The sequence below is a fragment of the Chthonomonas sp. genome (assembly GCF_035294165.1).
Taxonomy (GTDB): Bacteria; Armatimonadota; Chthonomonadetes; order Chthonomonadales; family Chthonomonadaceae; genus Chthonomonas.
This window is the reverse complement of the sequence record NZ_DATGLN010000264.1, coordinates 1-4,746: the sequence shown is the minus strand read 5'-3', so window position 1 is coordinate 4,746 and position 4,746 is coordinate 1. Positions and strand designations below refer to the sequence as shown.

The window sequence follows — 4,746 nt, the reverse complement described above, 5'->3', positions numbered from 1 at the left end:
ATTCGAGCGACGGTAGATGCGAATGGGTGTGTTCACCGGAGTGATAGTGCGGGTGCGAGTGGACGATATTGCCGTGCCGATGCATATGTTCATGAACGAGGTTCACACGGTAGAGGAGGTCGAGGTTGTCAAAAAGCTGGGCGGCGGGGATATCCGCTGCAAGCGTATGGTCTTCGGCCATAATAAGAGCGCGCTGAGCGATCTCCGGAACGAGATGGAGGTCGTGGGTGCTTATGATCAGGGTTTTACCGGCCTGATGAAGCGCATGAAGCAGTTCCAAAAACCTCACTTGAGATCGCGGATCGAGGCCGGTGGTCGGCTCGTCCAGCAGAAGCACGTCGGGGTTGGTGGCCAAAACGCAACCTAGGGCGACACGTCGCTTCTCTCCGTGAGATAGGAGAAAAGGAGGACGATCCAGCAGCGACGCCACGTTAACAAGGTGCGCCACATCGTGCACACGCTGTAAAACCTCCTCAGGCGGCAGACCAAGATGAAGCGGCCCGAAAGCCAGCTCCTCGCGCACGGTGGCCGAGAACAGTTGGGCGTCGGCGTTTTGAAACACGAAGCCCACGCGCCGTCGAAACCTATGGGCATTACGCTCCACGTTGAGAAAGGTTTCGGTTAGCGGCTCGCCAAAGGCAAGCACTTCACCCTCTTGTGCAAAAAGCAGCCCTCCAAGCAGTTTTAGAAGGGTAGACTTCCCGCAGCCATTGGCGCCCAGTATCGCCACGCTTTCCCCTGTACGTAACTCTACAGAGATGTTTGAAAGCGCCGGGGTCTCCGGGTTGTAGCGATAGCTCACCTGTTTCAAAACAAACACGTTGGCCAGCGAAGAGGCGAGGGAAGATGGTGTCTCACGTCGTTCCATTAAAAGCGACGCCCTCCTAGAAAAGTAAAGCCCATAACCAAGAATACGGCCAGAAGAAACAGGATGTCGGCGAAACGCCAACGCAAAGTGTGCAGTACACGCACTTCACCGGTATAGCCTCGTGCGATCATGGCATCGTGTACTTCATCGGACAGATAGAGAGTTTTCGCAAAAAGCGTTCCGATGCTCACCCCAGCAAACCGACGCGCCTCGGCATCTTCTACGCGGCCGACCTGACGGCTTCTTCGGGCTGTAAACATCTCATCGGCGGTCTGCATCAGCACGGCGAGGTAACGATGGGCCATCCCTAAAACCTGCACAAAGATTCGCGGCGCCTTTAGGCACTGCATGGCATAGAGTAAGTCACGCCAACGGGTGGTAAGCGGCAGAAGCGCGGCGAAAGAGACGGCGGCACCCACTCGCAGTACCAGCAACATCACACTTTGCATTCCGGAGGTGGTGAGGCAGAGGAATGGATGATGCCACAGCACCAACAGAGCGCGTCCCGGTGTTACGATGTTGAGGGCCGACGGCAAGGCTACGAGCAGCACGAAGACCGGGGCCGTAAGCCAGACCCGTTTAAGGAAGGTGGGGAGGGAAATGCGAGAGGTGTGCGCCAAAACGAGGGCAAATAGGGTTAGCCCTACAAGAGGTACGAAATGCGTTTGGAGTGTTGCCAAGACGGCCAGCAGCAGCAACCCAATGAGACGGGCACGAGGATCGAACTGCTGCAAAAAGCCTTTACGCGCGGCGCTCTCCTCTGCTCGAAGGGTTATTGTGGCACCGGCAGCAAGCTCGGCGAGGGTTCGTTCCAAAAAAGGCGAACTTTTGCGTTCTGTACCATTCTCTGCAGCCTTTGGTTGGGTGGAGTTTGTTGTGAGCCACGGCGGTAGCGAGGATGAACCCGTTAAGGAGCATGAGGGCGAGATAGGCTGGCGTTGGCGCTGCTCCTCGTGGCGCATCCAGAGACGGCCGGTTAACAGAAGAAGTCCCGCTATGGCGGTGGTGCCCAAGAAGCCGGCGGCGATATAGCCCCAGATGTTCATGCCGGTCTCCGGCTGAGCGTAATCGGGTAAAAGTCCGTGGTAGCCTTTTTCGAACCGTGCCATGCCCGGCGGCACATAGCCTGGCCTTCGCAACAGATGTTCTATCTGCGTTTTAATATCCTGTGCGCCCCACTCTCCAAAAGCGCTTCCGTTCGCTAAAAGTCCTAGAGGAGAGAGCAGAACCATCAATAACAGGATAATAACCGCCCATCGCGTCTGCAGACCGCTACGCGCTAAGGCGCTATCTCCCGTGTTGTAAAGAGGATGACCGGCAATTTGCAGGTAGCGGACGGCAAACGTGGTGACGACGGCTTCCGCCGGACCGGCTACCAGGAGGTGCGCCGCCAGCATGGCTGGCACGGAGATGTCGAGGCCAAAGGGAAAATAGAGTGCACGCCCGTCTGGAGTATGAAAAAGAAGCGGTTGCAGACCCAGCAAAACGCCCACTACCGCTGCAGCTGCGTTGATGCCACAGTAGGCGCCCAATCCGGCACAGATGGCGCGCCAGAGAGCGTTGCTTGGCGAGCGCCCGGCCAGCAGCCGATAGACGAAATAGCCCACAAAAGGCAATACGAAGGCCATGGTAAAGCAGTTGGCCCCATAGGCCAACAGGCCGCCATCACCGAACAGAAGCGCTTGAATGGCCAAGGCCACAGAGACCCCAATGCAGGCTGCCCAAGGCCCTAGCATTACCGCAAGCAGGGTGCCAGCTACCGGATGCGCCGTTGTCCCCCCAGGCGCAGGCACATTAAACAGCATCACCGTAAAGCTAAACGCTGCCCCTAGTGCGAGCAGCGGTGTTTGACGTAGCCCCACTTCCTTTCGCACGCGCCTGCCGGCGGTTACCCAAACGGGCACCATCGCCGCGGCCATCACAGCACATGTGGATGGGCTAATCACCCCATCGGGAATATGCATTGTGGCGCACCTCTTCTCCCAACCTTACCGTTCATGTTACTCCCAAACGCCTGAGGTTGTCTAGAGCTGCCCTTGGCGCGCTTCTGCGGCTTTTATTTCGTTTGGTCAGATTTTCCACTCCGCTCCTCCGAGTAGAGAGGAGAGACCAATAGGTGAACTCCCGGTTTCATCTGACTAACCATTCTTGGTTGACCCCTCCAAAATCTGAGCGTTTAAAGTGTGCAAACTTGCTTGCGCTTTGTTAAGGGAGATGCTTACTTCCCTAGCTTAGCTTACTTTGCTAACTTGCTTTAAAACTGGAAACTAATCATAACCGCCCCCTTTCTCCCGAATCGGGGGAAAGGCCTGGATAGGGGGCGAACAAGATGGGCTTGCGGAATAGACTAGCTCTAGCTCCGTGAGATTGACAGCTTCTGCAGCCCTCACCCCCCCGCCCCTCTCCCAATTTGGGAGAGGGGAGACCAATAAGCCACCTCTCGGTCTTCTTTGATAATTGACTCTAGAATAGCAGAGTAAACCATCTATCTGCGATAAGGAAAATGAAAGGAGAGGCCGAATACATTTCGGCCTCTCCTTCCTAATTCGCCAGCGGTTATTTCCCTCCACCGGCAATAGGGGGCCTTCGTGGCGGCAGGTGCTCGCGTGCCATATAGGAGTTGTCCGGGCCGGAGGGCGTACGTAGGAAGTAGAACAGCGCTCCTGCCGCAATCAAAACCGCAAGCACAACGAGAACCACCGCCACAATCGGACTTACCTGCTTTTTCATTGACCACTCCTCATCCACGCTCAACTACTGGCTAATGGTGAAGTAGTAGAGGTGGGTTCTATCGGGTGTGAGCTTCAGCAGCGCAGGCCCCTTCATGGCCTTGGCATGCCCGTCGAGGAAGGAGACATTGGCTAACCCCTGCTCAAAGTCACGCGTGTTTGGATTGTTGACATTACAAGTATTCACCGGCTTTCCATTGTGCAGCGGGTTAGGCCCAAAGAACGTCCAAGTATATGGGTTACCATTGTTATCAGTATAGGCACCGCACCAGCCGATACCTTGGGGAGCGATACTCGGAAAAGTAAAGTGCCAAGCATCGAAGTTGCCGGCATCGTAGAGGAAGGCGTACTCCGCCGGGCGGGCCACGCCGGCTAAAGTAACACTTGGTACAGGGCGTGCCATCGCAGTACCTGTCCAGAATCCTCCAAGATCCGCAGCTCCTGCTACCCCATCATATTGAGTGCCTGGCGGGACAAAGCTATTGATCCACTGCTTATTTCTCGTGATCCAGCTAGAGAAGTTGCCTCCTGTTAGCATATTCATGGTAGCAATATTTCCCATAATGCCATAGGAGGTGATATAGTCGAAATACTGATGCGGGCCGGGTTGACCCCAGTAGATGGTGGTTCCGTGGTAGAAACCGTCGGGGTCAAAGAGAAGCTGGTAGTTCTTGATGTAGGGCTGGGTGGTATCCTGCCAGGTGACGAAGCTATAGCCTGTCGAGTTATCCCCTGGATTGGAGCCGCACAGCAGGGGAATCGTCTCGTCGTAATCCTGCATGTACATCTGGACGCCCGTGTTAAGCTGCTTAATGTTAGAGAGACACACGGTTTTGCGGGCTTGTTCCCGTGCTTGAGCGAAGACGGGGAACAGAATGGCCGCGAGTATCGCAATTATTGCGATAACTACGAGAAGCTCGATGAGGGTAAACCCTCGCACACCGTTTTCCACCCGCGCAGGGCGATAAGCGAACTTCGATTTCATCTAAGTTTGCCTCCTAAGATTTTGGATTTGGTTTTTTGACCGGTTTGCGCGAAAGGTTCCTTATGGTTCAGGAACCTAAAAGCCTCATCTCCTCCGGTATGGGGAGAGGCATGGAACGCACGACATCTGTGTGAAGGTATCCGTCCTCGGTAGGCCGCTACGGT

At 55.4% G+C, this 4,746-nt stretch carries 4 protein-coding genes; all 4 read right to left on the bottom strand.

Going from position 1 to position 4,746, the window contains the following annotated elements; translation table 11 throughout:
- Positions 1-868 (bottom strand): ABC transporter ATP-binding protein (locus VKV29_RS14915; RefSeq protein WP_324202115.1); only part of this gene is annotated, 868 nt, incomplete at its 3' end.
- Positions 868-2,832, bottom strand: coding sequence for a cobalt transporter CbiM (gene cbiM / locus VKV29_RS14910; RefSeq protein WP_324202114.1), 1,965 nt, complete (start codon positions 2,830-2,832; stop codon positions 868-870). The genes VKV29_RS14915 and cbiM, both read right to left, overlap by 1 nt.
- A 592-nt stretch (positions 2,833-3,424) precedes the next feature.
- Positions 3,425-3,598, bottom strand: a complete 174-nt coding sequence (locus tag VKV29_RS14905) for an archaellin/type IV pilin N-terminal domain-containing protein (RefSeq protein WP_324202113.1) — start codon at positions 3,596-3,598, stop codon at positions 3,425-3,427.
- 24 nt (positions 3,599-3,622) lie between these two features.
- Positions 3,623-4,582 (bottom strand): type II secretion system protein, encoded by a 960-nt coding sequence (locus VKV29_RS14900; protein WP_324202112.1) that lies wholly within the window; start codon positions 4,580-4,582, stop codon positions 3,623-3,625.
- Positions 4,583-4,746: the final 164 nt, after the last annotated feature.